The 24,204-nt window shown below is 59.8% G+C and carries 23 protein-coding genes; 8 read left to right on the top strand and 15 right to left on the bottom strand.

All coding sequences use genetic code 11. The features are described from left to right. Positions 1–137: 137 nt before the first annotated feature. A complete protein-coding gene (locus BDD14_RS08045) occupies positions 138–1,598 on the top strand; it encodes an MBL fold metallo-hydrolase RNA specificity domain-containing protein (protein WP_130418345.1) in 1,461 nt (486 codons plus the stop codon). A 10-nt stretch (positions 1,599–1,608) separates the two neighbouring features. Here the strand turns inward: BDD14_RS08045 and BDD14_RS08040 are convergent, their stop codons facing one another. From BDD14_RS08040 to agaR, 3 genes are all read right to left on the bottom strand, one after another. Next, positions 1,609–2,541, bottom strand: a complete 933-nt coding sequence (locus BDD14_RS08040; RefSeq protein ID WP_130418344.1) for a carbohydrate kinase family protein — start codon at positions 2,539–2,541, stop codon at positions 1,609–1,611. Between the two features lie 7 nt (positions 2,542–2,548). Next, on the bottom strand, positions 2,549–3,595 hold the full coding sequence (locus BDD14_RS08035; protein WP_165419978.1) for an SIS domain-containing protein: 1,047 nt from the start codon (positions 3,593–3,595) through the stop codon (positions 2,549–2,551). 96 nt (positions 3,596–3,691) lie between these two features. Then, positions 3,692–4,495: a transcriptional repressor AgaR gene (gene agaR / locus BDD14_RS08030; RefSeq protein WP_242617820.1), complete on the bottom strand. Its 804-nt coding sequence runs from the start codon at positions 4,493–4,495 to the stop codon at positions 3,692–3,694. A gap of 149 nt (positions 4,496–4,644) precedes the next feature. Here agaR and BDD14_RS08025 point away from each other — a divergent pair, with 149 nt between their 5' ends. Then, positions 4,645–5,706: an amidohydrolase family protein gene (locus BDD14_RS08025; protein ID WP_130418342.1), complete on the top strand. Its 1,062-nt coding sequence runs from the start codon at positions 4,645–4,647 to the stop codon at positions 5,704–5,706. On the opposite strand, the gene BDD14_RS08020 is transcribed toward BDD14_RS08025, so the two are convergent. The 6 genes from BDD14_RS08020 to BDD14_RS07995 form a co-directional block, all read right to left on the bottom strand. Further along, a complete protein-coding gene (locus BDD14_RS08020) occupies positions 5,703–6,512 on the bottom strand; it encodes a DoxX family protein (RefSeq protein WP_130418341.1) in 810 nt (269 codons plus the stop codon). The two genes, BDD14_RS08025 and BDD14_RS08020, sit on opposite strands and share 4 nt — an antisense overlap. A gap of 80 nt (positions 6,513–6,592) precedes the next feature. Then, entirely contained in the window at positions 6,593–7,021 is a 429-nt protein-coding gene (locus BDD14_RS08015) for a YciI family protein (RefSeq protein WP_130418340.1), read from the bottom strand. A gap of 47 nt (positions 7,022–7,068) precedes the next feature. Further along, positions 7,069–7,491, bottom strand: coding sequence for a YciI family protein (locus tag BDD14_RS08010; protein ID WP_130418339.1), 423 nt, complete (start codon positions 7,489–7,491; stop codon positions 7,069–7,071). A gap of 10 nt (positions 7,492–7,501) precedes the next feature. After that, on the bottom strand, positions 7,502–7,891 hold the full coding sequence (locus BDD14_RS08005) for a YciI family protein (RefSeq protein WP_130418338.1): 390 nt from the start codon (positions 7,889–7,891) through the stop codon (positions 7,502–7,504). Between the two features lie 45 nt (positions 7,892–7,936). Beyond that, the gene (locus BDD14_RS08000) at positions 7,937–8,350 is read right to left on the bottom strand and encodes a VOC family protein (protein ID WP_130418337.1); all 414 of its coding nucleotides are present in this window, start codon (positions 8,348–8,350) and stop codon (positions 7,937–7,939) included. 198 nt (positions 8,351–8,548) lie between these two features. Then, positions 8,549–9,004, bottom strand: a complete 456-nt coding sequence (locus BDD14_RS07995; protein ID WP_130418336.1) for a YciI family protein — start codon at positions 9,002–9,004, stop codon at positions 8,549–8,551. A gap of 266 nt (positions 9,005–9,270) precedes the next feature. On the opposite strand from BDD14_RS07995, the gene BDD14_RS07990 reads away from it, so the two are divergent. Further along, positions 9,271–10,035, top strand: a complete 765-nt coding sequence (locus BDD14_RS07990) for a 3-keto-disaccharide hydrolase (RefSeq protein WP_242617819.1) — start codon at positions 9,271–9,273, stop codon at positions 10,033–10,035. A gap of 53 nt (positions 10,036–10,088) precedes the next feature. Continuing rightward, positions 10,089–10,667, top strand: a complete 579-nt coding sequence (locus BDD14_RS07985) for a hypothetical protein (RefSeq protein WP_130418335.1) — start codon at positions 10,089–10,091, stop codon at positions 10,665–10,667. A gap of 178 nt (positions 10,668–10,845) precedes the next feature. On the opposite strand, the gene BDD14_RS07980 is transcribed toward BDD14_RS07985, so the two are convergent. The 3 genes from BDD14_RS07980 to uvrA all read right to left on the bottom strand — a co-directional run bounded on the left by BDD14_RS07980 (position 10,846) and on the right by uvrA (position 16,007). Beyond that, on the bottom strand, positions 10,846–11,733 hold the full coding sequence (locus BDD14_RS07980) for a hypothetical protein (RefSeq protein WP_130418334.1): 888 nt from the start codon (positions 11,731–11,733) through the stop codon (positions 10,846–10,848). Positions 11,734–11,937: 204 nt separating this feature from the next. Then, positions 11,938–12,903 (bottom strand): CPBP family intramembrane glutamic endopeptidase, encoded by a 966-nt coding sequence (locus BDD14_RS07975; RefSeq protein ID WP_130418333.1) that lies wholly within the window; start codon positions 12,901–12,903, stop codon positions 11,938–11,940. Then, entirely contained in the window at positions 12,900–16,007 is a 3,108-nt protein-coding gene (gene uvrA, locus BDD14_RS07970) for an excinuclease ABC subunit UvrA (protein ID WP_130418332.1), read from the bottom strand. The genes BDD14_RS07975 and uvrA overlap by 4 nt, the downstream gene beginning before the upstream one ends. 197 nt (positions 16,008–16,204) lie before the next feature. Between uvrA and BDD14_RS31675 the strand changes: the two genes are divergently transcribed. Next, on the top strand, positions 16,205–16,381 hold the full coding sequence (locus BDD14_RS31675) for a hypothetical protein (protein WP_165419977.1): 177 nt from the start codon (positions 16,205–16,207) through the stop codon (positions 16,379–16,381). 524 nt (positions 16,382–16,905) lie between these two features. Here the strand turns inward: BDD14_RS31675 and BDD14_RS07965 are convergent. The 3 genes from BDD14_RS07965 to BDD14_RS07955 form a co-directional block, all read right to left on the bottom strand. Beyond that, positions 16,906–17,745, bottom strand: coding sequence for a hypothetical protein (locus tag BDD14_RS07965; RefSeq protein ID WP_130418331.1), 840 nt, complete (start codon positions 17,743–17,745; stop codon positions 16,906–16,908). 525 nt (positions 17,746–18,270) lie between these two features. Then, a complete protein-coding gene (locus BDD14_RS07960) occupies positions 18,271–19,602 on the bottom strand; it encodes an MFS transporter (protein WP_130418330.1) in 1,332 nt (443 codons plus the stop codon). 541 nt (positions 19,603–20,143) lie between these two features. Next, positions 20,144–21,586: an alpha-L-fucosidase gene (locus BDD14_RS07955; protein WP_130418329.1), complete on the bottom strand. Its 1,443-nt coding sequence runs from the start codon at positions 21,584–21,586 to the stop codon at positions 20,144–20,146. A 178-nt stretch (positions 21,587–21,764) separates the two neighbouring features. Here BDD14_RS07955 and BDD14_RS07950 point away from each other — a divergent pair, with 178 nt between their 5' ends. The 3 genes from BDD14_RS07950 to tsaB are packed head-to-tail and all read left to right on the top strand — an operon-like array spanning position 21,765 to position 24,202. Next, positions 21,765–22,256 carry a DUF302 domain-containing protein gene (locus tag BDD14_RS07950; RefSeq protein ID WP_130418328.1) on the top strand — a complete coding sequence of 164 codons (492 nt, stop codon included), beginning with the start codon at positions 21,765–21,767 and terminating at the stop codon, positions 22,254–22,256. A 36-nt stretch (positions 22,257–22,292) separates the two neighbouring features. Continuing rightward, complete coding sequence (gene meaB / locus BDD14_RS07945; protein WP_242617818.1) at positions 22,293–23,534, top strand: methylmalonyl Co-A mutase-associated GTPase MeaB; 1,242 nt, start codon at positions 22,293–22,295, stop codon at positions 23,532–23,534. After that, a complete protein-coding gene (gene tsaB, locus BDD14_RS07940) occupies positions 23,531–24,202 on the top strand; it encodes a tRNA (adenosine(37)-N6)-threonylcarbamoyltransferase complex dimerization subunit type 1 TsaB (RefSeq protein WP_130418326.1) in 672 nt (223 codons plus the stop codon). The genes meaB and tsaB overlap by 4 nt, the downstream gene beginning before the upstream one ends. The last annotated feature ends 2 nt before the right edge of the window (positions 24,203–24,204 follow it).

The following is a 24,204-nucleotide window of genomic DNA, read 5'->3' as shown; positions in this document are numbered from 1 at the left end:
AAATTAAGTGTATGGGACAGGCGCGAGAGATGCAATGTTCCGTCGCTTAGGGACGATCGGTTTGTCAGGGGCCGAGGTTCGGGATATCTTCGTGACTTATGTGCGGTTGACAGCCTGGAGCGAGAGGAACGACAAGCATGGGGATTCGTTTGCATTTCTGGGGCGCGGCAAGGACGGTCACGGGATCGTCTCATCATCTGGAGTGTGCAGGGCGGCAGATTCTTCTGGACTGCGGACTTTTTCAGGGAAGACGGCAGGAGGCGCAGGAGATCAATACGCATCTGGCCTTGCACGCCGAAGAGCTGTCGAGCCAGAATGGCAACGCTCTGAGTGCTGTGGTGCTTTCGCATGCGCATATCGATCACAGTGGGAACCTGCCGGGGCTGGTCAGCCAGGGATACCGTGGGCCAATCTATACGACGCCGACGACAATCGATCTCTGTGATCCGATGCTGAAAGACAGCGCGCACATTCAAGAGGGTGACGCAGAGTTTATGAATCGGCGGCGATTCCGCCGGAAGATGGTTGGCGTGCCACTCGGCGCAGAGCCTTTCGAGCCGCTTTATACCCAGGAGGACGCAGAGCAGACGTTGCGACAGATGCGCCCGATAAAGCTGCATGAGCCTACCGTACTCGCAGGCTCGACCAGAGACGAGGGATTCAGCATATCGCTTACGAATGCGGGACACATGCTGGGCTCGGCATCGGTTCTGGTCGAAGCGGTGGAGCGCGGTCAAAAGACGAAGCTACTGTTCTCGGGCGATGTGGGCAGAAACAATCTGCCGATCATCCAGGACCCCGATAAGGCTCCCGTGGCTGACTATCTGATTATGGAGAGCACTTATGGCAATCGCCTGCATCAGCCGCCTGGACCTGTGAAGCAGAAGCTGGCACGACTGGTGAAACGTGTTGCCGCTCGCGGTGGCCGCATTATCGTTCCCGCGTTTGCTGTAGAGCGGACACAGCAGCTGGTGATGCTGCTGCATGAGCTGACTACGGAGAAGCAGATTCCTCAGCTTCCCATCTTCGTCGATAGTCCGCTGGCCAGCAAAGTTACCGATGTATTTCGCAAACACACGGAAGACTGGGACAGAGAGATCAGCGGTTTCTCTGAGAATGGGATCGATCCATTTGGCTGGGAGCAGCTGCGATACACGCAGACCGTGCAGGAGAGCAAAGCTCTCAACGACCTTCATGTTCCGTTTATCGTCATGTCGGCGTCGGGGATGTGTGAGGCGGGCAGGATTCTGCATCATCTGAAGAACGGAATTGAAGATCCGCGGAACCTTATCCTGATTACGGGATATCAGGCCGCGAACACGCTTGGGCGAAAGCTGGTGGACCGGCTTCCTGAGGTAAATATCTTCGGCGAGCCGATGCGCCTTCGGGCCGAGGTCGACTCGATCGGCGAGCTAAGTGGACATGCGGATCAGAACGAGCTGCTGTCGTGGATGGAACCGGCGGTGACGGGACTGAAGAAGGTCTTCCTGGTGCACGGCGAGCCTCTTGCCCAGCAGGCTTTGCAGGAGGAGATTGAGAGGCGATACAAGCTGCCGGTGGTCTGCCCAGCGCGCGGAGATCGCTTCGAGGTCAGCTAGCCCTGATACGCTACCCCTCACCCCGCCGAAGCCGCTGAAGAAGCTCAGGATCTCGGAATGATTCTGTTCCCCCAGGCTTCAAAGTGGAGATTGCCGCGGCCAGGTTCCCCATGGCTGCGCAGGCTTCGAGAGACTCTCCCTGGACGAAGCGGGAGAGGAAGCCCGCGTTGAAACTGTCGCCCGCGCCGATCGTATCGACGGGAGATGCGGTTGCGGGCGGAATCTCCCATCGTTGTCTCTGCTGCTGCACGATGGCGCCGCGGGAGCCGCACTTTACCGCGACGATCGGGACACGCTGCGCGAGCCAGTCGATGGCCTCGCTGAGATCGTCGTGCCGAGCCATTCGCCTGGCTTCTGCTTCGTTGGGCAGAAGAATGTCGATGACTGGAAGCATCGAAGAGAATGCATCTCCCCATCGATTGTCCGGATCGTCGTTGGTATCGAGAGAGACGGTCAAGCCGTGGGAGCGAAGGCTTCGGCAGAGCTCCGGAAGTCCCTTTTGCAGGGCCTTCTGCAGAAAGAAGGACGAGATATGGAAGTGCTTCGAATCGGCAAGATACTGGACATCGAGGTCTTCCGCACCCAGTTCGGCCATTGTTCCCAGGTAGGTGAGGATGTGCCGGCTCGCGCCGTGATGTAAAAGAACAGTGACGCCGGTCTGTGTGGCATCGACTGCCTCGATGCATCGAGAGAGATCGACGCCTGCCTGTCGCAGACGCCCGAGTGCGATGCTGCCCATCTCATCGTGTCCGACCTTGCCGATGAGACCCACCTTGCACCCCAGCGCCGCAAGATTGTGCGCCAGAATTGCGGAGGAACCTCCGAGCGTCAGCTTGAAGTCGTCTGCCAGAAGCTCGCGCTCTTCAGGCATCTGCGCAGGCAGACCATAGAGGATAAGGTCAAGGTTGATATCGCCCGCAATCGTAACGTCGAAGGTCTTCATTCCGGGTTTAGATCGTTACCACGCGGCTCAGGTTCCTGGGATTATCTGGATCGAGGCCTTTGGCAAGGCCGCGGTAGCTGCCGAAGAGCTGACCCCAGACGACGTAGACGGCGATGCGGGCAAGCTCCGGTACGGAAAGGCCAAGCTCAATCAGCAGATCCGCGGTGTTGCGCAGGGCAGGCGAGGCCGTGTTTGCGACCGCCATGGTATAGGCGTCGAGTTCTTTCATCTCACGCAGCACAGCCGCTTCCTGCTCGTAGCCTGTCTCTGAAAGCAGTGCGCCAACCAGGGTCTTCGGGCCCACGATGGATTTGGGGCCGTGGCGGAATTCGAGTGTATGGAAATACTGCGCATAGGTGCAGGAGGTTTCCATCACCTTCAGCGCTGTCTCCGATGCGATGGGATAGAGCGCTCCTTGCCCGAGAAACGCAACGTCCTCCACATCGATTTGCGCGAAGCTCTCGATCCTGGGGGTGTAGATCTCGAGCAGGCGGTTCAGCTCGGCTGGGAGTGTCTTCAGAGAATCAAGAAACTGCGTCTTGCCCGCGAGCGTTGCGGCCAGATATTGAAGCCCGAGCAGCATGGACGTGAACGAGGAGGTCATCACGGTGCTCTTCTCGACGACGGGCATCCTGAGCACGCGAGGCGTCATGTCCGTAAGTTCACGGCCGTCGCAGGTGACGGCGAGAAACGAGATGCCCTGGGACTGAAGATGTCGGGCTACCTGCAGAACCTCCGAGGTGTGGCCCGAACGGGAGATCAGTACCGGGAAATAGGATTTGCGGTCGTGGGGTACGACCAGCGTGGGGAACAGGAGGAACTCCGATGCCGGGATCGCTCGTGCGGAAACGCCGAGAAGCAGGTTGAGACTGGATGCTGCGGCTTGAGCAAGATAAAAGCTGGTTCCGCAGCCGATGAAGATCCACTCCGCTCTTTCCGGCTCGCGTCCCGCCACCAGTCCGCTGAGATCTGTCTGTTGCAGCATCCCGAGACATTCATTCCAGACCTGTGGCTGGCTTTGAATCTCGCGCAGCGTCCAAACATTCTCATGCATAAGAAGACCTTCCTTCGGGCGGTGTCCGACCGATACTGCCATGATATTAGAAATAAAACGAAAGAAAACAATAACAGCGAAACGTGCCGGTCGGTCTCATGCGCGAATTACGTCAATGCCCGAACTGCGAAGCGATTCGTAATCCTTTTCTGAAATCTGACGATCCGTGATGACGGTGTGGATTGCCGAAGGTGGAACGATGAGCGCCAGACTTCGGCGATCGAACTTCGTGGAGTCGCACACCGCGACCACTCGCCGGGATGCCTTGACCATCGCGCGATTGACCCTCGATTCAAGGACGTTTGGCGTGGTAACTCCGACAGCTGGATCGAAGCCATCCACACCAAGAAAAAGAATGTCTGCGTGAATCTCGCCCAGCATCTCCTCCGCCAGGGGGCCCACCAGGGAGAAGGAGTTTTTACGCATGGTGCCGCCGATGAGAATCACCTCGAAGTTGGTGCTGGCGAGCTCAGTGGCAATATTGACCGCGTTCGTAATCACCGTCAGGGAGTTGAAGCGGCGCAGAGCCTGTGCGACTGCTGTCGTCGTGGTGCCGGAGTCAAGAAGGACGCACTGACCGTCGTGCACGAGTTTCGCGGCTGCTTCGGCGATCCGTAGCTTTTCCTTGAGTCGCTGACGCTGTTTCTCCTTGAGCGTAGGGTCCATCAACGAGGTTGCCTGCGGAGCGAGCGCTCCTCCATGTGTTCGCTGGAGCAGTCCCCGGGCTTCGAGATTGTCGAGATCTTTGCGGATGGTGATCCGTGAAGTGCTAAGGGAGTCAGAGAGTTCAGCGACAAGCACTCGGCCGTTCTTATGGATCTGGCTCAGCACGTGCTGCCGCCGTTCCTCAATCAACATCGGACCGGCCTTTCTTTCAATCTGTGTCGTTCTCTTTTTCATGGTCGTTTCTGGTGGGGTCTATCCTACATCTTCTTTACACGCAGACATTGCTTGGATGCGTGGCAGGAGGATGCGGTCACTTTTTTGACGCAGAGGGCCCGGTTCATTATCTTTCGGGAAGCTATCTTACGGGGAAGACGCTGCGCTCAATGAAGAAGACGGATCTGAACGATAAGTTTGTCGATATGGTGACGGCCACGGCTGAAGTCGATCTGCGGCTGAGCGACTTTCGCCCGCGATCCTCGCTGGCGTTGGACGAGCATGCTGTCTTGAAGCCAAAGTATCCGGCGATCGATTATCACAATCACCTGGACTCCACCGAGCCGCGGGACGTGCTTGCCATCATGGATCGCTGCGGCGTGGAACACGTGGTGAACATCACGATGCAGGTAGGGCAGGCGGCGTTGGAGACGATGGATCGCTTCCATCGCGCGGCCCCGGGGCGGTTCTCCTCGATCGGCTGGATGGACTGGAATGGCGTGGATCGCAGCGACTTCGCCGAAGTCACGATCGATCGGCTGAAGCGGCTCGTGGATCATGGGGCCTGCGGCATCAAGTTCTGGAAGGATCTCGGCCTGACCCTGCGGGATGCCAATGGCTCGCTGCTGCGGATTGATGACGAGCGTTTCGCGCCGATCTTCGCGGCATGTGGAGAGCTCGGGCTTCCGGTCATGTTTCACACCGCCGATCCAACGGCTTTCTTCCAGCCGATCGATGAGTGCAATGAGCGGTACGAAGAGCTGGCGGCGCATCCGGACTGGAGCTTCCACGATTCGCCCGTGTCGAAGCGCGAGCTGCTGGAGCAGCGTAACCGCGTGATCGCTCGCCATCCGGAGGTGACCTTCGTTGGAGCGCACTGCGCGGAGTCTTCGGAGGATCTGCGCTTTTTGGCGCAGCAGCTCGACGCATTGCCGAATCTGCAGGTCGACATCAGCGCGCGGACCCCGGAGCTGGGACGGCAGCCCTACAGCGCGCGCGAGTTCTTCCTGAAGTACGCGGACCGCATCTTGTTCGGCACCGACCTGCTGCCCGATGACGCGATGTATCGGCTTTACTTCCGCTTTCTGGAGACTGCCGACGAATACTTCGAATATCCATCGCATGCATCGCGGCAGGGACGGTGGAACATCTACGGGCTCTATCTACCGGATGACGTTCTGCGCAAGGTCTACCGCGAGAATGCTCTCAAGCTGATGCCTCATCTCCGTTAGCGAGACGAGGCAGAGCGAATCGGGAAGAGTTGGCGGATACGCAGTTCGCGAAGCCAGAGACCGGCCCAGACGACAACTCCGACGAGGGCGGGAATCAGGCTTGCGCCAATGGATTCACCACCACGAAGGTTGATGGCTGTGGCCCCGCCAAGATAGCCGGTCATCAAAACGGCCCCGAGGAACGATGTGGCTGGAAACAGATACAACGCGGTGCAGGCAATCTCGAGGAAGGCAAGATGATGAATGTGATGAAGAGGGAAGGTTGGTGGTGGAGCGCCTGCCGGGGGCGTATAGATGAACTTCATCGCAGCGGTGAAGAGAATGAAGAGAGCCGAGATCGCTGTGAGCACATAGCCAGTCCGAAGTAGCTTTTTGGATGGGTTGGGTATAACTGCGGTTGAGCGGTGGGTCACAGGAAAGAGATCGCGAAGGCTCCGGTCGCGCAGCCAGATGCCTCCCCAGATAAAGAGAGCGATGTAGATGGGGAAGAGGGTGTGCGTGAAGAGTGGGTTGTCGACGCGTAGGTGCAGCGCGATGGCGCCGCCGAGATGGCCCGTGAGCATCAATGCGCCGAGCACCGATGTTGCTGGAATGACGTATAACCCGATCGAGACTAGCTCGAGGACCCCGATGCCCGGCAGGAGCCGCATGGGGAAGCCGAGTTGAGCCTGCGCCTGGACAACGTGCGGGTCGGTGGTGAACTTCATCCCCGCGTCCAGCAGGAGGAACAGGACGGCGAGCGTAGTAAAGGTGTAGCCGGTGTAGAGCCGGGTCTTGGATGGGGCGGCTTGAATGTCGACTGTCATGTTCGATCTTCTCTCTGTATTCGATTTGGCAGGCCGCGGCGTTGGACAGCGCCGCGGCGGCTGACGTGGGCGGATCAAGCTTACTTCTGGCGGGAGGCGAGCTCGGCACGGAGACGTTCTTCGCTCTCGCGTACCTCGGCGGGAAGCTCGGGGCCGAAGTCCTCGAGTTCGAAGACCTGGCGGATCTCGATCTCGCTCTCTTCATTGAAGGGATTGGGGCAGCGCTTTACCCATTCAATGGCCTCTTCCTTCGACTTGCACTGCCATATCCAGAAGCCGGCGATCAGTTCTTTCGTCTCGGAGAAGGGACCGTCGACTACGGTGCGTTTGTCGCCACTGAAGCGAACGCGCGCACCTTTTGAGCTGGCCTGGAGCCCCTCGCCCGCGAGCATGATGCCCGCGGCGACGAGTTCCTCGTTGAATTTGCCCATCTCCGTGAGCAGTTTTTCGTCCGGTGGTGTTCCATCCTCGGAGCTGGGAGTGGCCTTGATGATGATCATGAATCGCATTGGATTTAGTTTCCTTTCTCGAATAAGTGGTACTGGTTTGTCGTGGGTCAGGATGCTTTTTTGCTGTGCGGCTGCATTTCTGTGAAGCCCGCTGCGGCTTTTTGGACGTCGGCTGGAAAATCGGCGAGCTCCTGGACCTGGCGAATTTCAATGACTTCGTTTGCAGAGGCGGGGCAGCGTTTGGCCCACTCGATCGCCTCTTCGCGCGATCGAACCTGGATCATCCAGTAGCCGCCCAGAACCTCTTTGACCTCTGCAAAAGGACCGTCGGTGACGTGTGGCCTTCCGTCAGGAAAGCTTACGCGTGCCCCCATGGAAGGCGGATGAAGGCCGTCGAGCGCGAGCAGCACGCCGGCCTTTTTGAGGGATTCGTTGTACTTCATCATCGCCGCTACGGCTTCTGCGCTCGGCATCTCTCCTGGCTGGGCGCTCTCGTAGCCTTTGGGAATCATCAACATCATGAATCGCATGGGTTGCTCCTTAGGCCTGGTGGCTCAGTTTGACGGATTCAATGCAGTTGTCTGAATCGTGGACGAGGCGAATCTCCACCTCCCCATCCCCGGCGACATCGAGGAACTCACGCGCCTCCGCGATGGCCTCTTGCTTCGAGTTGACACGGAAGAGAGCAAAGCCCGCGATCAGCTCTTTCGCTTCGGAGAAAGGGCCGTCCGTTACGCTTAGCTTTCCCTTGGACAACTGCACCTTCGCTCCCTTGCTGGTGGCAGCGCAGCCTTCGGTCGAGAGCAATTTGCCTTCTTCGATCTTCTTTTGGATGAGGGTGCCCATCCGGGCCATCATCTCGGGCGTGGGAGGAACACCGGCTTCTACGCTGGCTGCATCGGAGGGACGATAAAGCATGAGAAATCGCATTCGAAAGAACTCCTTCGTTGTTCCGCTCTGTATTTCAGGGCTGGTTCAGGCCGTGGGCTGGTTGCAGTTGATCATCCAGGGAATGCCAAACCGATCCGTAAACATTCCGAATCGTGTTGCCCAGAAGGTCTGCTGCAAGGCCAGCGTAATCTTGCCCCCGGCGGAGAGCTCGTTGTAGACGCGCTCAGCTTTGGAGACTTCATCAATCTGAAGACTGACGGAGAATCCTCCGGGAGCGCTGTAGTGCTCAGGAGGAGCATCGGAGGCCATCAGGACAGCCTCGCCGACCGTAAGACGGGCGTGCATGATCTTGTCGCGCCACTCGGGCGGGGTGTTCTGTTCAGCGGGAGTTCCGGCGTGGGGGAGCAGGGCGTCAATCTTGCCATTGAGGACGCGCTCGTAGAATTTGAAGGCTTCTTCGCAATCGCCTTTATAGAAGAGATACGGCTGGATCTGCATGTGTCTGCTCCTTCGTGTTTTTGGGAGCGGTTTTTCTGCCGCTCTACATGTACGTCGAACGGGAACGAACAGAATCGACACAAACGTTGAAATTTTTAAATTATTTTTCGCGGAGAGACTTCAGGCGTGCGAACCCCGTGACGAGGAGGGATTTCCTCTGCCGCCGCTCCATGTGGAGACGGACCTAGTAGCGGAAACCTATTGAATGGCTGCGGTTTGTGTCCGGAGGAGTTCTTCGGCGTCGGCGGCCATGGTCTTTGAGGCGTGGAGGGTCAGTTCCTGGGCGTAGTCGGCGGGGAAGTCGGAGGCTTCGACGACCTGGCGAACCTCGGCCTGGGCGTCGAAGCTGCCGGTGAGTGTGGGGCATCGGCGGGCCCAGCGGATGGCCTCTTCGAGGGAGGGGACCTCGATGAGGATGAAGCCGGCGATGAGTTCTTTGAGCTCGGTGAACGGGCCATCGACGACGGTCTGCCTGCCCTGAGAGGCGACGATGCGTGCGGACTTAGCCGTGGGGCGGAGCCATTCGCCGGCGAGGAGGACGCCGGCGTCGCGCATGTCCTGGTAGTAGCGGCCGACGGCTGCGAGGAGGGCCTTGTCGGTGAGGGCTCCGGCTTCCATGTTGGCGTCGGATCTGCGGAGGATCATGAATCGCATGGTGAGTCTCCGATGCATATCCCAGAGGCTGAAGCCCCTGCTTTTAGGAGTCTAGAGGGATGGCCGAGCCTGGAGGCTTGCGTACCCAGAGGCAACGGCAAAATGAAACGTCATGAGCCTATCATCCTTCGAGGCCCCAGAACATCAGGCCCGATCATTTACAGAGGGAAACGAAACGTATCTCGCTGGTCACAAAAGGCTATGATGATCGTGTTCCGGTCTGATCCGGCTGGGCGATGAGTCTTATCGACGATCTGAGGGGGTCCATGGCTTTGAAGGGAAGAGATGTTTCGACACTTGTGGTATTTGCGTTGGTTGCGTGTTCGGGCATGAAGAATGAGGCGCTGGCGCAGACGCCTGCGATACCGGCACATAAGGCCGCGGTGGTTCTGTTCGATGGGAAGACCCTGAACAACTTCGATGTGTTTCTGAAGAGCAAGGGACTGAACGACGATCCGGATCATGTCTTCCAGGTGGAGAACGGAGTGATTCACGTCTCGGGCAAAGACATGGGCTACATCATCACGAAGAAGGAGTATCAGAACTACTATCTGCGGGCGGAGTTCAAGTGGGGAGAGGGGACGTATGGGTCGCGCGAGGGGAAGGCGCGGGATAGCGGGATTCTCTATGACATCCAGGGAGAGCAGAAGGTGTGGCCGCGGTCGCTGGAGTTCCAGATTATGGAGGGCGGCACGGGAGACTTCTGGATGACCGATGGGGCGGCGCTGACCGGCAAGGACGGCGTTCGGGTGGAAGGGCCGGCGGGGAAGGCGATGAAGATCGATCGCTTCGGCAAGGGGCCGTCGGAGAATGTCGTGGGTTTTCGCGATCCAGTGGGAGAGGTGGAGAAGCCTCATGGGGAGTGGAATGTCGTGGAGCTCGTGATCCAGGGGAACGACGTGAAGCAGTATGTGAATGGAAAGCTGGTGAATGAGGGGATGAATCCGTCGCCGACGAGCGGGAAGATTCTGTTTCAGTCCGAAGGGGCGGAACTTTACTTTCGGGATATGAAGCTGTATCCGCTGAAGTAACTCGGCGGTCTTACTCTCACTAGCAGTTCAACCCTGAGCAAACGGAGAAGATCATGCGCCTATGCCGAGATTTTATGATCGTCCCTCTGTTTCTTTGCGCTGTGGGTGGGTTCGCAATCGGCGGAGGGGTACAAGCTGCAGCGAATGATTCGGCGAAGTCTGCGGCGTCAAGCGACCAGCAGGCGCGGTTTACCGGGACGTATCGTTATGCGGGGAGCGCGCAGGGGGAAGAGGCGCGGAGGGCGGCGATTGATCATGCGGTCGAAGGGTTTTCTTTTGTCACTCGATCTACGGCGCGAAACCGCGTCTCGGCGACGACACAGATTTTGGGTTTCTATAGCTTCTCGTTTGAGCCGGGGAAGATCGTTGTTCGTCCGGAGGCTCGTCCGGAGATGGTCTCCGGGGATAAGGGAGAGCCAGTCGACTATGTGTACAACGGCAAGCACAGCACACTGACGCAGGTGCTTGCGGCTGACCGAATCTCGCAGGTTTTTGTATCGGACGACGGCAGGCGCGAAAACGAGTACACGCTCTCGAAGGATGGGAAGACGGTGACACTGAAGGTTACGTTGACAAGTGGCAGGCTTTCTAGTCCGGTTGCTTATAGCTTGTCTTACAAGAAAGCGGATTGAGTTCACGAAGGGGAGGAAAGAGCACCTCAGCGGACGAAGCCGCGTTTCTGGCGGGGTGATTGCGGCACGGCTGAAGCCGTGCCCTTGAGCGAGGCGGGTTCGAGTTGAAGCTCGAATGAACCCACATCTCAAAATCGAGATGTGGGGCACCCGGCGAGTATGAAAGCACCTGTGCCGTCTAATCTGTCACAGATGTGAACTCTCCTGAGACGAAACTTTGAGATGTTTTATCCCAGCTCCAACGACGGCGTTCAATGCGGATCAGGCGCTTCTCCACCCCATTCTCTCCCTCGAGAAAAGTTGTCGCGCGTGTCTCTTCTAAACTGCCATCTGGGAATGGCTGAAGCGTGCTTTGCTGTTCGACGGTCTTGTCCTCTGGGAGGCTTGTTTGCTTGCTGTACTCAGCGGTTCTGAGAACTGTGGACAGATGTCCGGTATCCACGGCGAACAGCAGCAGCATATCGTTCTGTACATAGCCGGAGCCGTGGCCAAGGTTGACATGATGGGCCAACACGGCTTGCTGGACGTGTCCGGGAATTGAAAGCAGTTCATAGGTTGCGTCCCCGTACCAGCAATCAAGTGGCACGTTCTCAGCCACGCGCCAGCCCTGCTTCGCAACTGGCCGGAGAAGTAACAGATGGGCTGTCGGAACTCCAGGGCCTGTGCAGGGCAAGAACAGGACGTGCATATTCTTGCCCTCAAGGCTGTCAACTTTGATGGTTGTCTCGGTGGTCGCCACGGATGCCTCGTGGGCAATTCCGGGGTGTACGCCAAGTCGTTTGAGCAGATCTTCGCGTTGCCCCGGTTCGCCTAATTGGAATTCGCTCCTCAACTCGTCTGCGGACACGGGGATAGGCAGTGGGCCAGAAGGATAACCCACCCTGTAATTCTGGTAATTCTGGGACCATGCCCGACTTTGAAAGCCATGATGAAGAAGCAAAAGGGAGAGAACGGTTGCCACTAAAGGCGCTCTGCCGATCAAACGAGAACCAGGCAATTGTAGTTTCATTGGGTTAGTGAAGGCCTTCGCTACGGCGATAGTAGGGCTATCGACACTATTCCACAAGGCCTTCTCTGCGAAGGAGTCTCTGTGATGATTTGAGCGAACCGATCGTTGCGCAAGCATCCAGGAACCCACCCTGAAGTCCAGGAATTAGCACTTGTCCGAAAAGTAGGCATTTCGGACAAGTGGCTCAATGGGGTGGGGGAATTCGTCCTTTTCTAATGCAACCCACCACTACAATTACTCGGCATCATTCGGAATGATGGGTTACCGCGCCATCCGTTCGAGGTGGCGGAAGCCTCCGGTAGCAATGAAAAGTGTGAGGAAGACCGAGAAGTTGTAGCTTGCGTGGACCACGGTCGAGCAGGCCACCGAGCGCGTTCGGATGCGGACCAGCGTCAGGATGAGCGAGACAAAAAACAGAACGCCGAGGGCGGCCCAGGCGTGGGCGAGCTGCTCCGCGTGAAGAAGAGCAAAGAAGATGCTCGAGAGGATAGCGGCAAAGACAAGCGATGCAGGGGAAAGCGCGGTGGTGATATGCCAGCGTTCGCGGGCGGCTGGAGTTTTGGGCAGCGAGAGCCAATCGTAGGCGATGGCAAATGCAGGAAGCAGAAAGCCGCGGAAACAGATCTCCTCAAACATGGGAGCGAGCAGGGTTCCGAAGGCGGCGACGAGCCAGACGTCGGAGGGTGTGCGGAAGAAGTTGTCCATCGGGATGGACTTCGGAACCGGAATGAGCGAAGAGATCGCCTGCACCGCGAAGCCTGTAATCAGGCCGATGGGAATGAGCTTGTGGAGATTGCGACGGGCGGTGCTGAAGTCCCACTGGATGCCGTTGCCGAAGCTGCGCTGCCAGAGAAGCGGAAAGACGAAGAAGGAACCGAGGAGCGTGATGACGTAGGTGATGGCCATCGCCGCCACCAGCAGCTTGGGATGCGCGGCAGCTGTGACCATCTTCTGAGCGTCCACGGCTGCATGGGTCATCCCCAGGAGAACGGTCTGGGTGAGGATAAGTACGAGTCCGGCGAAGGAGACAAAGAGGAGCGCGTGACCAAGGTGGGGAACGCGGGCGGGAACTCCGGGACCGGGCGCTTCCGACGGTGGAGGAGCCTCGATGACAATGGCGGTTCTACTGGGTGGGAGAGAGGGATCATCCGCTACCGGGTTCAGCGGCGGCGTAGAGAAGACTCGCGGGACTTCGTCCGGCAGCGGCGGGATGGTGGAGTGACTCATGTCTTCTTCTTCGGTCGTGCGACCTTTTTCGTCGCCGGAGCGGCTTTCTTCGAACGCGGCTTTTCAACCGCTTCGGCCAGTTTAGACGGGCGCGCGGTTGGAACGCCCGTTTTCTTCTCAGGGGCGACAAACTTCGACTTCAGCTTTTTGTCGGGATCAGCCGCAGCACCAAGGTTTGCAGGCTGCGGACCGGCATGGCTGGTGCCGTTGCGGCTGGCAAGTGTTGCCGGATCGTAGTGGCGGGCAAGAAACTCCGCTGTATAGGAACCGGCCACGGTGGCGACCTGCTCCGGCGTTCCATGGGCGATGATGCGTCCGCCGCCTTCCCCTCCCTCAGGGCCGAGATCGAGGATGTAGTCGGCGTTGCGGATGATGTCCAGGTTGTGCTCGATGATCATGACGGTATTTCCCAGATCCGTCAGCCGGTGCAGCACCTCGAGAAGCTTGCGGACGTCGTCGAAGTGAAGGCCGGTGGTGGGTTCGTCGAGCAGGTAGAGGGTGCGGCCGGTCTGGCGCTTCGAGAGCTCGCGGGCCAGCTTCATGCGCTGGGCCTCGCCGCCAGAGAGCGTGGTCGCGGACTGGCCGAGGTGAATGTAGCCGAGGCCGACGTCGACGAGGGTCTGCAGCTTGGCGTTGACGGTAGGAATGTCCTTGAGGATGGGCAGCGCGTCCTCGATGGCGAGGTCGAGAAGGTCGGCGATGGAGTAGCCGTTGAACTTTACGGCGAGGGTCTCCTGGTTGTAGCGGCGGCCGTTGCAGACCTCGCACAGGACGTAGACGTCGGGCAGGAAGTTCATCTCGATGCGCCGCTGGCCTTCGCCCTGGCAGGCCTCGCAGCGCCCTCCCTGCACGTTGAAGCTGAAGCGGCCGGGTTTGTAGCCGCGCTCGCGCGACTCGGGCAGCATGGCGAAGATGTCGCGGATGGCGGAGAAGACTCCTGTGTAGGTCGCTGGATTCGAGCGCGGAGTGCGGCCGATAGGAGACTGGTCGATCTGGATGACCTTGTCGAGCTGCGAGATTCCGCGCACCTTGCCGTGCTGTCCAGGCTCTTCGCGTGAGCCGTAAAGCTCCTTGGCGAGCGCGCGGTAGAGGATGTCGTTGACGAGAGTAGATTTGCCGCTTCCGCTGACGCCGGTGATGACGGTCATTACGCCAAGCGGGAAGTGGGCGGTGACGTCCTTGAGATTGTGCGCGTGCGCGTTCTCGACGGTGATCCAGTTGCCGGTAAGCGGGCGTGGAGCCTGGTTGGGAGTGGGGCGCGTGACGATGTCGATCTTTCCGGCGAGGTACTTTCCGGTGATGGAAGCATCGTTGTCCATAATCTGCTGTGGTGTTCCGTCCGCGATCAGGTGGCCGCCGTTCTTGCCGGCTCCGGGGCCGAGGTCGAGGACGTAGTCTGCCTTGCGGATGGTGTCTTCATCGTGCTCGACGACGAGGACGGTGTTGCCGAGGTCGCGCAGGCTCTCGAGCGCCTGGATGAGGCGCTGGTTGTCACGCTGGTGCAGGCCGATGGAGGGCTCGTCGAGGACATAGAGGACGCCGCGAAGGCGCGAGCCGATCTGGGTTGCGAGGCGGATGCGCTGGCCTTCTCCTCCGGAGAGAGTCGCGGCTGAGCGATCGAGAGACAGATAGCCGAGGCCGACGGCGTTCAGGAACTCCAGTCGCTCGATGACCTCACGCTGCAGGCGGTCGGCGATGATGCGATCGCGGCCGGTGAAGTTCATCTGGCGGGCATGCTCGAGCGCCCTTTCGAGAGACAGCCCGGTGAAGTCAGCGATGCTCTCGTTGTTGACGGTGACCGCGAGCGATTCGGGCCGCAGACGCTTGCCGTGGCAGCGCGGGCATGTGGTCGCGGACATGTACTGCATCATGTACTCGCGATACCCTTCGGACTTTGAATCCTCGAGATTGGCGCGGAGGTAGGCGAAGATGCCGTGAAAGCCCGTTCGTCCGGCCTCGCCCTTGGGAGGGCCGTAGAGGAAGAGGTTCTGCTGCTCGCTGGTGAGTTGATCGAAGGGCTTGCGGATGTCGATCTTGTACTTTTCCGCGGCGAGCTTGATGAGCCGCAGAAGATACTGTGAGGCCGATCCGGGTCCCATGGCTCCGTCGATCAGGGGCTTGGACCAGTCGGTGATGGTCTTGGCGGGATCGAAGTCGTAGATGGATCCAAGGCCGTGGCACTCGGGGCAGGCTCCGTAGGCGGAGTTGAAGGAGAAGCTGCGCGGCTCGAGCTTGGGGACGTTGATGCCGCAGTCCGGACAGGCCATCGAGGAGGAGTAGAGAGTCTCCTCCTGCTTGCGGGTGACCGGGTCCTGGATGCCGATGAGGACGAGGCCGCTGGCCATCTGCAGCGCTTTGGCGACGGCGGCTTCGAGGCGGCGCGTGTCGTACTTCGGTGAACCTGCCAGTGCGGCGTTCGCGTTTTCCGGCGGCAGCGGCTTGAGGATGATGCGGTCGACGATGGCCTCGACGGTGTGGTTCTTACGCTTCTCGAGGCGCATGCCTTCGGTGATCTCGGTCAGCTCGCCGTCGATGCGGACGCGGAAGCCCTGCTTGTCGATCGCCTCGAGCTCATCGCGGAACTCGCCTTTGCGGCCGCGGACGATGGGAGCGTAGATGGTGATGCGTTCGCCGGGGGAGAGGGAGACGATTCGCTCGACGATCTGGTCGGCGGACTGGCGCGAGATGGTGCGGCCGCAGTTGGGGCAGTGCGGCTGGCCGACGGAGGCGTAGAGAAGTCGGAGGTAGTCGTAGATCTCGGTGATGGTCCCGACGGTGGAGCGAGGGGAGCGCGAGGTGGTCTTCTGCTCGATGGAGATGGCGGGGCTTAAGCCATCGATGGAGTCGACGTCGGGCCGCTCCATCTGGTCGAGGAACTGGCGCGCGTAGGCGGAGAGCGTTTCGACGTAGCGGCGCTGGCCTTCGGCGTAGATGGTGTCGAAGGCGAGCGAGGATTTGCCGGAGCCGGAGAGTCCGGTGACGACAGTCAGCGTATTGCGCGGGATGGAGACCGAGACGTTGCGCAGGTTATGTTGCCGCGCGCCGCGCACGGTGATATGCGTGATGCCCTTAGGAGGCCGGGAGGATGTTTGCGTCGTGCCCATAGACGGTAGGTCAGGCTTTATGGCCAAGCATCTAGGATACGGCATCCGGGCTCTGGCGTGCAGGGGAGCGGAGTGGGACCGGAGCTGATCCAAAATGGGCCAATGTACCCGAAAACATACTATCGATCAGCGTGCAGGGCATTGTAATCGGGCCTGAGTCTGGGACAATAACCAGAGGAAATGATTCAGGAGTGGCAGTGAATTCGTCGATCGTTCTTATCTCTGCGGTGCTGGCTTCGCTGGCCGTGGGTGTGCTGGCAGCCCATGGGATCTGCATGACCATGTTTCGTCTTTTCCGGATCCATGCCCGGCAGGTAGCCGCGGAGAGACAGGCGCGGACCGTGGTTGCGCCGAACCGGGTCGCAGAGAGCTAGTACCCCCCCTTCATCCATCTTTATAACTTGTTTGTTTTGTTTATTTTACGTTGAGTTGTCCTTGTAAAATATTCAAAATAGATGGCTTATGGGGCAAAATATTGGAAAATAAGGACTTAAAGAAAGCCCCGGGTTTCCGGGGTTTTCTTTTGCTGGTTCTATTTTAGCAAGGGGAAGAAATCTAATCGGCATTTGGATGTGGTTTGTTTTGTTGTGTTTCGGTGGGTTTGGGGGTTGACAGGATTTTGGGAGGTTTGGCTGAAGCTGGAACGGTAAGTATGGTTCGAGCTTTCGTTGCTTGTCTGGATACGGAAGCGAGATTCAGGGGATGGCAGCCGTATCCATTTGGGGGAGATCCTGCAAAGAGATACTGGGATTCTTCGCCTTCGGCTCAGAATGACCCCGTGTGGGGGAGATTTTGATGATGGGCGTGTGGGGTGATGACGTCCGTGTGGAGAGGTTTTTGGGGAGGCAAGCGGTTCACGCCGATGATGGGTGCCGGAGGGTAGGAGTTGCTACCTGGATTACTGCTGTTGCCGGAGTTTCATGAGCTGGTCGTAGATCTGTTGGGGCGTCTTGACAGCATTGGGATCGGAGCTGGCGGGATCCTGTGGAGTTCCGCTGGGTGAGGTTGCTGGGGTCGCCGCTGGTGCGGCCGCCGGGGTGGCCGCTGGTGTGGGCGGAGCGGGCTGTTGCGGGGTGGCGACTGACTCCGACTCGGATGGGGGTTCGGGTGGATTCATCGGTGGGTCGTCCGAGTCGGCGCGTTCGTTGAAGCTCATGGAGCTGGGGCTGGGAGGAGTCGGGCCGCCTCGGCGCGGCGTGAGGATGAGCTGAGCCGGTTGGTCTTCGGTGCTCGAGATGAAGAGCATGTTGCTTGCGGTTCCGTCGAGGAGCTGATCGAGGATCTGAGAGGGGCTGGTGGGGCCGTAGCTGCCGAAGACCCGCTCTTCGGCGACGCCACCGGTGATGGTGATTCCGACGAGCTGGGAGACCTCATGGAGGATCTGATTGAGGCTGGAGTTATCGGCGGTGACGGTGAGCTGGTGGTCGAGATAGGTGATTCTGGCGTGATTCGCGGGGGGAAGCGGCGGTGGTGGTGGGGCCGCCGTGGGGGCAGGGGCAGGCTGCGACGGTGCAAGCGATGCCGTGGGGGCGGTGGATGGAAGCTGCGTGGACGCGGCGGGTGTCTGCGAAGGTGGTGGGGACGGGGCTGGTGTCTGTGGGGACGGAGCTTGTGTCTGCTGGGGCGGTGGGGACGACATTTGCGAATGACGGGAGTGTGCGTAGGGTGCGGACTGACCGGCGAGAGGCGCGGAGAGGCAGAGCAGGAGGAACAGTCGGATTGGTGTCTGGGTGGTCATGCTCTCAGACTGCTGGCGTAATGATACGACGCGCGGCTGAGCGAAAGGTAAACAGAGCCAGGTGTTTTGAGGGGACGAGGAGAGGGTGAACCGCAGGTCCTTCGACTTCGCCTCCTCGCGGTGAGACTGCGAGGAGGCTCCGCTCAGGATGACACTTTTTTTCAGGGCCAGAACTGTGATCCAGAGAGAGGTGACCCTGATGTGAGGCTAATCCGCCTGATTCCAACTGAGTCGCCGCGATGCCAGGCTGAACAGCTCGATGCGAGCTGGGTTGGCCTGGTACCGGAGCGGGCTTAGGTGTGGCGGCGGTATCCGGGGCGGAGATCCTGCAAAAAATGCTGGGATTCTTCGCCTTCGGCTCAGAATGACGGCGGCAAGGGGGCGGTGGCTCAGGGTGACGGCGGTTAGGGTGACGGCGGTTAGGGGCTGCGGCTCAGGGTGACGCTGCGGCCCAGGGTGACGGCAGTGAGGGGCTGTGGCTCAGAATGCTGTTCGTCTCTGATGTGGTCTATGCCTCCCCTGAGATCAGGCGGTGCGGGGCTCGCCCAGACGTGGAACGAGCAGCTGGAAGATCAGCAGGGCGGTGACATAGGCGAAACCGGCCATGGCGAAGATGGGCAGAGGGTGGAGAGAGAAGTAGTGGGAGACGATCCAGGTGAAGATGGCTCCGCCGATGGCCCCTGCAGTTCCTCCGATTCCGACGACTGTGCTTACGCTGGTGGAGGGGAACATGTCTGTCGGGGTGGAGAAGAGATTGGCGGACCAGCCCTGGTGAGCCGCGGTGGCGAGGCAGAAGAGGGCGATGGCGGGCCAGGCATTATTGGGGAAGAGGTCGTGCATGTGGGGCACGAGCATGATGGGCAGAACGCAGACGGCGCAGACGAGCATGGCGAACTTGCGGCCGGAATTGACGCTGTGTCCGTGCTTCATGCGGAAGCCGGAGAGCCAGCCGCCTGCGATGGAGCCGACGCTGGCGACGGTGTAGATGACGATGAGCGGGTATTTGACGTGGTTGAGATCGAGACCGTAGTTGTCATTGAGGAATTTGGGGAGATAGAAGAGATAGAACCACCAGATGGGGTCGGTGAGGCCCTTGCCGATGCAGAAAGCCCAGAAGCCGCGATGGCGTACGAGGACGGAGTAGATGGGACGGCCCCTGGTGACGGGAGCGAGATCGGCCTGGGTCTGGGTGAGGCCGCGCCGGAGTTTGTTGTAAGGGAAGAAGAGCCAGATGACACACCAGATAAGGCCCATGGAGCCGGTGGTGATAAAGGCTGCGTTCCATCCCCAGCGCATGGTTACGGCGGCGATAAGAACAGGTGCGACGAAGGCCGAGGCGTTGGAGCCGGAGTTGAAGAGGCCGGTGGCGAGTGCGCGCTCCTCGGAGGGGAACCACTCGGTGGTGGCCTTGATGGCGGCAGGGAAGTTTCCGGATTCGCCGAGACCGAGGAAGATGCGGGCGATGCAGAAGCCCATGACGCTGCCGACGAGGGAGTGGCTGATGGAGGCGCATGCCCAGACCAGGATGGCGATGGCGTATCCGGTCTTGGTGCCGAGCCTGTCGATGATGCGGCCGGCGAAGAGGAAGCCGATGCCGTAGGCGATCTGGAAGCAGATGAGGATGCGGCCGTAGTTCAGGTTGTAGACGGTTTGATGCGCGGCGTCGATGCCGGGAACCCAGCCCATGAAGTCGAGGTGAAGGAGCGGCTCGATGAGGGAGAAGACCGAGCGGTCCATATAGTTGATGGTCGTCGCGAGGAAGAGAAGGAAGCAGACGAACCAGCGAACATTGGACTTGTCTGGAGCGGAGGTGGTAAAGCCCGTATCGGACGGGCGGATGGCAGGATTCGTCGACATGAATCAAAGCTCCGGCGCAATGCAGGTCAGACCATTGCTGGAAGAGGGCCGCTAAGGCCGTTGGAAGTCAATGGAATATGTTCTGGATGAGGATAGTCGCTGGCGGGTCAGGTGTGTCAAGGAGCAAACGAGATACCCGGAGCAGGAAGTGGTCTATCCATTCTTAGGGAAAATGCCTGGGGACGCTAGAAGCTGCTGACGGCGGATGACGGCGAAGAAGCAGAAGACGAATGTGGATCTGCGGGTGTGGATGGATGGGATTCTACGATGGTGAAGTAGTGATTCAGGGGCTGAGGGAGGCGGTTCGAGCTTCGTTCGGCTGCCCCACCTTCGGCGCGATAGAGCTGCGCCGAAGGTGGGGTACTCGGTTTGTGGCGAGAGCCGGAGGTGGACACCGGCCATGGGGATGGCTGGTGTCACTTCACAGGCGATTTGCTTTTGAGATCCTGCAAAAAATACTGAGATTCTTCGCCTTCGGCTCAGAATGACGGCTGTGGGCGTGGGTCGTGGGCGTGGGTAATGATGCGATAAGGGTGGGTGATCATTTGGTGGTGTTCAGGACGAGGACGGTGGCGATGGGGTCCAGCGCCTTTGCGGGAAGCTGGACATCGAGCGCTGTGCCGTTCTGGGTGAACTTGAGCGGCTTGTGGGCGGAGTCGGCGAGCAGGTAGGCGCTGGCGACCTTACGGGGCATCTTGTCGACGTGGAAGGTGTTCTGCCATTCGAAGATTTCGACGTAGACCTTGTTGCCCTTGGTGGTGGAACGCCAGTTCCAGGTAGGAATGAACTTGGGCTGACCGCTGTGGCCCTTCTCGGTGGCGGAGAAGGTTCCGGTGGGGACATCGAAGAGGGTGGCGCTGGTTCCGTAGATGGCCTCGCCGTTGACCTTGAGCCACTGGCCGACCTGTTGCAGGCGCTCTACCTCAGGTTGCGGAACGATGCCCTTGGAGTCGGGACCGATGTTGAGGAGGTAGTTGCCGCCCTTGGAGGCGATGTCGATGAGGTTGCGGAGGAGGGTATCGGTGGGCTTGAAGTTGGTGTCGAAAGATTTGTAGCCCCAGGTGTCGTTCATGGTCATGCAGGACTCCCAGTCGCGGCCGGGGTAGCCCTGGGCGGGGATGTACTGCTCGGGGGTCTCGGTGTCGCCCTTATAGGTTCCGCCGAGGCGGTTGTTCCAGATGAGGTTGGGATGCTGGTTGAGGAGCTTGACGATCTCGGCGGAGCGCTCGGGGGTCATCATCTTGGTTGGGGTGTCGAACCAGACGACGACGGGGTAGTCCTTGTAGTTGGTCAGGAGCTCTTTGATCTGCGGGATGGACTTCTTGTGGAGATAGTCGTCGAAGCTGCCATCCTGAGCCTTGTCCCAGTGGCCGGTCTCCTTGTTGTGATCGCCGCGGACGGCGGCGGCTCCGCCGGGGGCGGTCCAGTCCTGGGCCTGGGAGTAGTAGAAGCCGAGCTTGATGCCCTGCTTGCGGCACTCTTCGGCGAGCTCCTTGAGCGGATCACGCTTGAACGGAGTCGCGGCGACGATGTTGAAGGGGTCGACCTTGGAGTCGAACATGGCGAAGCCGTCGTGGTGCTTGGCGGTGATGACGATGTACTTCATGCCGGCGGCCTTGGCGAGGGCCACGATGTCGTGCGCGCTGAAGCCGGTGGGATTGAACTGCGGGGCGAAGGCCTTGTAGTCGGCGACGGGGATGGAGAGGTCGTTCATGATCCATTCGCCGATGTGGTCGGTGCGCTTGCCGTGCCATTCGCCGGCGGGGATAGAGTAGAGGCCCCAGTGAATGAACATTCCGAAGCGGGCATCGCGCCACCATGCCATGCGCGCATTGCGCTGAGCGGGGGTCTCGGTGTCCTGGATGGCGGGAACCGGATGATTGGTGGGGGTGGCATCCGCTTTGCTGCCTTCGAGCTGGGCGTAGCTGAGCGAAGCGGATGCGAGGATGAGGCCGGTTGCGATGCTGCGGTGCAAAAGCTTCACGGGGATTCCTTTGGGTGAATTTATGGCACGGGAATTATAGGTGAAAGTTTACGTTTATTGGCAAACCTATTTTTGCGGCTGCTCTTTGTAGAGCGAAATTTTCCCGGGGGCATCTTATCTGGCGCAGGCCTGCTCGTGCAGGTTTTCGAGGGCTCCGGTCTTGCCAGGAGGAGGGTCGATGATGAGGCGGGTGGCGGTCGATAGGTTCGGCGTGACTTCGGCGAAGAGCTTCGACGAGGTTTTGCGTGGACTTGAGAAGGGGATCGGCAGACCCGATATGCGGGTTCTCAAGCCGCAGATGGATGGAGCCGAGTCTCTGGAGGAGTTCGAGAGGCTGATTCATGCGGCGGTGGGGAGCGCGGACCTTATGGATTTTCTGCGGCTGGATCTGGGAGCTGCGATCAAGAAAGACCCGGCGGCGAAGTCATTTCGAATCGTGAGAATCATCGCGGGGAATCCGCTGATCATGAAGCAGATGGTCGAGCGCGTTCCGGATGCGGGGTCGTATGCTCCGGTGACGATCCTGGTCTACGAGAATGACGGTGGAGTGCATCTGGCCTACGACACCATGTCGAGCTATTTAAATGGATGCGGAGATGAGGCAGTTCTTGCGGTGGCTCGGTCTCTTGACGAGAAGGTGATTGCCCTTCTGACTGAGGCTGCGGGTTGAGACGATGTGCCTGCGGCGCAGGATATGATCGCTGACGTGGACAGGAAGACGGCCGCATCAGGCAACGAGATCGAGAGGATGGTGGCGAGGCTGCGCCAGGGAGATGTGCGGGCGCTGGCCAGGGCGATCTCCATGGTGGAGGATGGCGCTGAAGGGGCGGAGACTCTGCTGGCCGAGTGCAGGAGATCCCGAGTGAAGGCTCTGAAGATTGGGGTGACGGGACCGCCGGGGGCGGGGAAGAGCACGCTGGTGGATCAGATGGCGCGTTGGCTGCGAGGGCGGGGAGAGGCGGTGGGGGTGATTGCGATCGACCCTTCGAGTCCTTATACAGGAGGGGCGCTGCTGGGTGACCGGATCCGGATGCAGGAGCCGGTGGGAGATGCGGGGATCTATGTGCGCAGCATGGCCTCGCGGGGTGCGGTGGGAGGAGTTGCGCGGGCGGTGCGTGATGTGTGCGACGTGATGGAAGCCTCGGGTCGCGGAAAGATCCTGATCGAGACGGTGGGGGTGGGGCAGGATGAGGTGGAGATCGCCCGGCTTGCCGATGTCACGGTGCTGGTGCTGGTGCCGGGCATGGGGGATGACGTGCAAAGCCTGAAGGCGGGCCTGATGGAGATCGCGGACGTGTTCGTGGTGAACAAGAGCGACCGCGAAGGGGCGGAGCGGGTGGTGGCGGAGATTGTCGGGATGCAGGGGTTGGCGAGTGTGCCTGGAGAGCGGGTTCCGGCTGTGGTGCAGACGGTAGCGACGACGGGTGAGGGTGTCGAGAAGTTGATGGATGCTATCGCGGAGTCGATGGATGCGATTGCGCGATGCGGCGAGGAGAAGAGCACGAGGGATGAGTCGCACGGGGCGCGAGAGTGGATGAGCGAGCTGGGCAACGAGCTACGGTTAGATCACCTTGGGGTTGCGGTAAAGAGTATCGCGGGAGCGCGCGGTTTTTACGAGATGCTGGGGATGGCAGTTGCGCAGGAAGAGAGGGTGGAGCATGAGCAGGTGAAGGTGGCGATGCTTCCGATGGGGGAGAGCCGGTTAGAGCTGTTGGAACCTACGGCGGAGGATTCGGTGATTGGGAGATTCCTGGCGAAGCGCGGCGAGGGGCTGCACCATATCGCGATGAAGGTGGCGGATGTGGATGCGATGTTTGTGCGGCTGAAGGAGAACGGTGTGAGGCTTGTGAGCGACCAGGTTCGCAGGGGCGCCGGGGGGCACAGGTATTTTTTTGTGCATCCCGCGAGTACGGGAGGGGTGTTGCTGGAGATTGTGGGTGAGGGATGATGCGACTGCTGCTGATTGATACAAGTGGAACGGAAGGCAGCGTTGCGCTGGCAGAGGGCGAGGGGGAACCGAAGGTTGTGGCGTCGGAGGTACTGCCAGGGCGAAGTGCTTCGGAGAGACTGATTCCGGCGATACGACAGAGGATGGCGGCGGAGGGCTGGAAGTTGAGCGAGCTTACGGCTATCGCTGTTGTGCATGGGCCGGGATCGTTTACCGGGGTGCGGGTAGGGCTGAGTGCAGCCAAAGGTTTGAGCGAGGCGGGGCGGGTTCCCCTGATTGCTGTCTCGCGGCTGGCGGTTCTGGCGGCGGCTGCGGGGAGTGTTGAAAGCGATGTGTGCGCGGTGCTGGATGCAGGCCGCGGGGAGTTTTACGGCGGTGTTTATGCGGCGGGTCGAAGGCGAAGCGAGGCGCTGTTGACCGCGCAGGAGGTGGCGGTGTTGGCGGAAGGAGCAAGCGCGGTGGTGGTATGTGAGCCGCGAGTTGCAGAGGCTCTGGTGGCGCTGCGACCTCGAGTAGTGGAGGAGCCCACAGCGAAGGATGTCCTGCCTCTGGCAGTGGAGCGGGTGAGAAGAGGGCAGTTCGACGACGTGGAGGCGATCGACGCGAACTACCTTCGGCGAATGGATCTGGAGATTCTGGCCAGGATAGGAAAGGGCTCCGAGGGGTGACG

Origin of the sequence: Edaphobacter modestus (genome assembly GCF_004217555.1) — a bacterium.
In the GTDB taxonomy this organism is placed as follows: domain Bacteria; phylum Acidobacteriota; class Terriglobia; order Terriglobales; family Acidobacteriaceae; genus Edaphobacter; species Edaphobacter modestus.
This window is presented reverse-complemented; position numbering and strand designations above follow the sequence as displayed.

Excerpts from the sequence above, each read along its gene's own strand:
- BDD14_RS08045 (WP_130418345.1), top strand. The coding sequence starts at position 138 with ATGGGGATTCGTTTGCATTTCTGGGGCGCGGCAAGGACGGTCACGGGA.
- BDD14_RS08040 (WP_130418344.1), bottom strand. The coding sequence starts at position 2,541 with ATGAAGACCTTCGACGTTACGATTGCGGGCGATATCAACCTTGACCTT.
- BDD14_RS08035 (WP_165419978.1), bottom strand. The coding sequence starts at position 3,595 with ATGCATGAGAATGTTTGGACGCTGCGCGAGATTCAAAGCCAGCCACAG.
- agaR (WP_242617820.1), bottom strand. The coding sequence starts at position 4,495 with ATGAAAAAGAGAACGACACAGATTGAAAGAAAGGCCGGTCCGATGTTG.
- BDD14_RS08025 (WP_130418342.1), top strand. The coding sequence starts at position 4,645 with ATGAAGAAGACGGATCTGAACGATAAGTTTGTCGATATGGTGACGGCC.
- BDD14_RS08020 (WP_130418341.1), bottom strand. The coding sequence starts at position 6,512 with ATGACAGTCGACATTCAAGCCGCCCCATCCAAGACCCGGCTCTACACC.
- BDD14_RS08015 (WP_130418340.1), bottom strand. The coding sequence starts at position 7,021 with ATGCGATTCATGATCATCATCAAGGCCACTCCCAGCTCCGAGGATGGA.
- BDD14_RS08010 (WP_130418339.1), bottom strand. The coding sequence starts at position 7,491 with ATGCGATTCATGATGTTGATGATTCCCAAAGGCTACGAGAGCGCCCAG.
- BDD14_RS08005 (WP_130418338.1), bottom strand. The coding sequence starts at position 7,891 with ATGCGATTTCTCATGCTTTATCGTCCCTCCGATGCAGCCAGCGTAGAA.
- BDD14_RS08000 (WP_130418337.1), bottom strand. The coding sequence starts at position 8,350 with ATGCAGATCCAGCCGTATCTCTTCTATAAAGGCGATTGCGAAGAAGCC.
- BDD14_RS07995 (WP_130418336.1), bottom strand. The coding sequence starts at position 9,004 with ATGCGATTCATGATCCTCCGCAGATCCGACGCCAACATGGAAGCCGGA.
- BDD14_RS07990 (WP_242617819.1), top strand. The coding sequence starts at position 9,271 with ATGGCTTTGAAGGGAAGAGATGTTTCGACACTTGTGGTATTTGCGTTG.
- BDD14_RS07985 (WP_130418335.1), top strand. The coding sequence starts at position 10,089 with ATGCGCCTATGCCGAGATTTTATGATCGTCCCTCTGTTTCTTTGCGCT.
- BDD14_RS07975 (WP_130418333.1), bottom strand. The coding sequence starts at position 12,903 with ATGAGTCACTCCACCATCCCGCCGCTGCCGGACGAAGTCCCGCGAGTC.
- uvrA (WP_130418332.1), bottom strand. The coding sequence starts at position 16,007 with ATGGGCACGACGCAAACATCCTCCCGGCCTCCTAAGGGCATCACGCAT.
- BDD14_RS07965 (WP_130418331.1), bottom strand. The coding sequence starts at position 17,745 with ATGACCACCCAGACACCAATCCGACTGTTCCTCCTGCTCTGCCTCTCC.
- BDD14_RS07960 (WP_130418330.1), bottom strand. The coding sequence starts at position 19,602 with ATGTCGACGAATCCTGCCATCCGCCCGTCCGATACGGGCTTTACCACC.
- BDD14_RS07950 (WP_130418328.1), top strand. The coding sequence starts at position 21,765 with ATGATGAGGCGGGTGGCGGTCGATAGGTTCGGCGTGACTTCGGCGAAG.
- tsaB (WP_130418326.1), top strand. The coding sequence starts at position 23,531 with ATGATGCGACTGCTGCTGATTGATACAAGTGGAACGGAAGGCAGCGTT.